This is a genomic window from Frankia sp. CcWB2, from assembly GCF_977927585.1.
In genome coordinates this window covers 2,773-6,696 of record NZ_CDWRCM010000231.1, presented here as the reverse complement: position 1 = coordinate 6,696, position 3,924 = coordinate 2,773, and the positions used below count along the sequence as shown (strand labels likewise).

Here is a 3,924-nt window from a genome sequence, read left to right as displayed (position 1 = left end):
GAGGTGGCCGTCGATGGCCCGGACAGGCGCGATCCCGCGTGAGTTGGTGACGAAGGCGGCCTCGAAGCCTGCCAGGTCCGCCAGTCGCACGGGGGCCCGTACGCTGGGCGGGCCGCCGTCCGCCGGTGCCTGCTCCAACAGCGTCATGGTGACTCCGCGCAGGGCGGGAGCGTCCGGCCAGACGATCATGTTGCCATCGAAGAAACCGATGTTGGTCATTGCGCCCTCCGCGACGAGCCCGCCGGGGGCGGTCAACAGGGCGTCGTCGTAGCCGTCACGGCGGACGAGCCGGCCGTGCTGGATCTGCGCGAACGTCCCGAGATGCTTGAGGTGGGCGAACGGGCGCAGGTACGGCACTGACCGCAGCCGTTGGGGGGTGGTCGGCATGGTTGCCGGTTCGCCGATCGCGACGATGACGCGCACCCCTGCGCCGTCCGGCCGCTCGGTGACGACAATCCGGACCGTGGCATCCACCGCGGTGGCGGCTGTCGCCGTGGCCTCGGAGCCGGTAGCGGCCGTCTGGGTGGCGTACAGTGCCTGCCGGATGCGGTGGCGAACCAGCGCGCCGTCCAGGGGCTCGCCGTAGAGCTCCTGGTTCGCCTCATCCAGCCGGGTGAGATGCCACCGCAGGCCCCGGGCCCGACCGGCTCGCACCTGCAGCACGGTGAAGTGGCCGTGGGGGAGCAGGGCCAGGCGATGTGGATCATCGGGGGGAACGGGGCGCCCGTCGATTTCGACGCGTCGAAGTGTGGGAGTGACCACCTTGGCCACGATAGTGACCCGCCGGTGGGCCGCGCCGTCCGTGGGCTGGGGCGTCTGTGGGCTGGGGCGTCACGCGCGACATTCCGGTTGTGTCGCCCACGGAACCGCCGCAGTGTCGTCTTCGCTAGCGTGCTCGTGCGTGCTGCCGACAGGCTGCCGCCCACGAACGCCAACACGAACGCAAAGGAGTGTGGCTATGTCCGACCTTGCTGTCGATCCCACGGCCGACCCGGCGAAACTCGTCAGCGGTCTGCCCGCTATGTCGGAGCGTGAGGTCTCCGACCTGCTGGGTGGGCCGGCTGGTGACGCGGTGCTGGACGAGGTCTTCCGGCAGATGCGCGACACCTTCCGGCCAGAGCAGGCACAGGAAGAGAACGCTCTGGTCCGATTCGTGCTCAACGGTGGACCGGGCGGCGCCGTGCGCACCTACGAGCTGCGGGTCGCCGACGGTGTCTGCACTTTGGCGACACCGCCTGCCGCCGGGACCCCGAGTGAATCCGCGGGGGAGCAGACGCTGACCATTGTCACGGATCGTGTCCGCTTCGTTCGGGTGGTCTCCGGTCAAGCCAGCGGGGCCAAGCTCTTCCTCACCAGAAAGATCAAGATTAATGGTGACCTGAAGTTCGGAGGCAGGATCCTGTCTTGGTTCGAGATCAAGAAGGAGAACTGACCGGCGGCGGTCCCCACCGGTGCCGCCGCGATCGGTGCCGCGCCGAGGAGGTCAGCCGGGAAGGCCAGCCGAGGAGGTCATGAGCGGCCGGGCCGGCGACGTCGTTCAACCGGCGCCGGCTCGCCCCTCACAGGGCGAACTCGGCGGCGTTCAGGCCGAGGGTGAGGGCGGCCTCCCGCACCACGGCCCGCTCGCTGGCGACGAACTCGCCGTCAACCAGGCCGATCACCTGCCCGATGCGCACCACGGCGGCGGCTTCCGCCACCCGCCCCCGCACCTTGGCGATGTCGGCCAGCGCGGCCTGTTTGCCGGCGGTGAAGTCTGCGGTGAGACGGCTCAGATGTCCATCGAAGAGCCGCTCCACGTCCTGTTCGGGAAACTGGGACATCACCGGATCCGTAGCGATGAAGCCGAGTAGCCCCTCGCGTTCCGCCGGATCGATGTGGCCGTCGGCCGCGGTGACGAGGGCACAGATCGCCACGGCGGCGTCCCGGAAGGTGAGGCTGCGCAGCTCCTCCCGCCGGGCGAACAGCTGCGCGCGCAGTGAGGCCAGGGAGGGCAGCCGCCGGTTGTCGACGGCGGGATCGAGGCCGCGCCAGAGCGGCCAGCCTTCGGCGAGCCAGCGACGTACCACCTCGGCCATCGATAGCGGGCGCAGGCGTGTCGCGAGAAGCACGTCGATGTTCACCGGAACCAGCGTGTGCTCTCCCCAGCGTGACGGCGTCGGAATGTCGGGCGGCCAGAAGCCGGCGAACATGATACTGAGCACGTGATCGGTTGCGGATTCAGGTGAGTGGCCGGTGACGGTTCCGTCGTGCTCGACCGCGCCGATGAACTGCCGGGAGACCGTCCGAGGGCCGGCGAGGCGGCCTACCTGCCGTTCGAGAGCGTCGTCCGTGCTCTCTCCCGCCGCCACCGGACCGCCCGGAAGGACATGCCAGGCTTCTCCCGGCGGGCGAGCGAGGAGAACGCGGTCGTCAATCCGTACGAGAAGCCGAACATCAAGCCGAATAGCAGCCTGCAAAGGCATACCGAAAGCCTCCTGAAGACGCACGGCACAAGGCGGGTTACGCGCAGGAACCATCATCCACCAGATGGCGGAGCGAGTGGACGCGGCGGTGCGGAACTACTCATCTGCGCTGCCGGCGTGACCGCTCGGTCCGGGTGCCGCGCGCGCCCGCGGCCAGTGACGGGGTGGGATCGGCCAGTCTCGGAAGGATGATGGTGTCTGGGCGGCTAGGGCGTCGAGCCGCCCGGACCTTAGCGTCGAGGCGTGGGCGCGGTGCCACCGGATCCGTATCCAGACCGTCCGCGCCCGATCCTGGGCCGATCCTGAGAGGCATACCGTGACCAAGTTTCTGCTCAGCGTGCATGTTCTGGCCGCGATCCTCGCGATCGGACCGATCACCGTGGCCGCCAGCATGTTCGCCCCGGCTGCGCGCCTGGCGCTGACCTCCCCGGGCGACGAGCGCGCTGCCGGGATTGTCCGCGTGCTGCACCGAATCTGTGGCGTCTACTCCGCGCTCGGCCTCGTCGTGCCGATCTTCGGGTTCTTCACCGCGCAGAGCCTGGGGGTTCTTGGGCAGAACTGGTTGATCGTCGCGATCGCGCTGACCACCGTGGCCGCCGTCGTGCTCCTCATCGTGGTGCTGCCCGGACAGCGTGGCGTCCTCGACGAGATCGTCGCCGGATCCCCGGCCGTCCCCGACCGTGTGCAGGACGGAGGCGCGGTGGCCATGGATGGTGGCGCAGTGGCCATGGACGCGGCCGCGGCGCGCGCCCGCACGAGCGGTCTCGCGATGGCGGCCGGTGTGTTCAGCCTGCTCTGGGTGATCGTCACCGTTCTGATGATCATCCGTCCCGGCTCGACCACGAGCGTCTGACGTCCTCCCGGACGTCCGGTTTCCCGTCGGGAACCGGCCCGGTGGTGGGATGATCGCCCTCTGGACGGTGTGTGCGGCAGGCAAGCCTGGAGGATGTCACGTGGGAGAGGCGCTGGACACGGTGAAGCGCGCGCTGGACGCCTTCGACCTCGGTGACGAGGCCTCGGTGCTGTCGCTGCTCGACGAGGACCTGGTCGTCGAGGCACCGGGCGGGGTGCGGATCAAGGGGCGCGCGGCGGGCGCCGAGTACAGCGCCGCCTTCCTGGCGGCTTTCGGTGAGATCGACGTCGATACCCACGTGCTGGCCGAGCAGGGCGAGATCGTGGTCGAGGAGTACACGCTGACCGCGACGCACGTCGGCGTCTACCGCGACCCGGACGGGACGGAGCTCGCGCCCACCGGACGTCGGATCAACCTGCGTGTCGTCGAGGTCTACCGGGTCGAGCGCGGCCTGATCACCGAGAACCGGCTGTACTTCGACCAGACGCGGCTCGCTCGCCAGTTCGGTCGACCCGCCTGAGCCGGCCCGGCCCCTGGCCTGGCCCGGCCCGGCCCGGCCCGGCCGAAATATGGGGGGGTAGTCACGCTTCTGGGCCCCGAAAACGCGCC

General features: G+C 69.7%; 5 protein-coding genes. 3 read left to right on the top strand and 2 right to left on the bottom strand.

The genetic code is table 11. From position 1 onward, the window contains the following. The coding region (locus ACY45C_RS19030) for an aminotransferase class IV (protein ID WP_462188933.1) at positions 1–771 on the bottom strand (771 nt) is incomplete at its 3' end. 187 nt (positions 772–958) lie between these two features. Between ACY45C_RS19030 and ACY45C_RS19025 the strand changes: the two genes are divergently transcribed. Further along, positions 959–1,432: an SCP2 sterol-binding domain-containing protein gene (locus ACY45C_RS19025; RefSeq protein ID WP_462188932.1), complete on the top strand. Its 474-nt coding sequence runs from the start codon at positions 959–961 to the stop codon at positions 1,430–1,432. A gap of 127 nt (positions 1,433–1,559) precedes the next feature. On the opposite strand, the gene ACY45C_RS19020 is transcribed toward ACY45C_RS19025, so the two are convergent. Then, positions 1,560–2,462, bottom strand: coding sequence for a TerB family tellurite resistance protein (locus tag ACY45C_RS19020; RefSeq protein WP_462188930.1), 903 nt, complete (start codon positions 2,460–2,462; stop codon positions 1,560–1,562). A gap of 316 nt (positions 2,463–2,778) precedes the next feature. On the opposite strand from ACY45C_RS19020, the gene ACY45C_RS19015 reads away from it, so the two are divergent. Further along, a complete protein-coding gene (locus tag ACY45C_RS19015; RefSeq protein WP_462188929.1) occupies positions 2,779–3,315 on the top strand; it encodes a hypothetical protein in 537 nt (178 codons plus the stop codon). A gap of 100 nt (positions 3,316–3,415) precedes the next feature. Beyond that, a complete protein-coding gene (locus ACY45C_RS19010) occupies positions 3,416–3,835 on the top strand; it encodes an ester cyclase (RefSeq protein ID WP_462188928.1) in 420 nt (139 codons plus the stop codon). Positions 3,836–3,924: the final 89 nt, after the last annotated feature.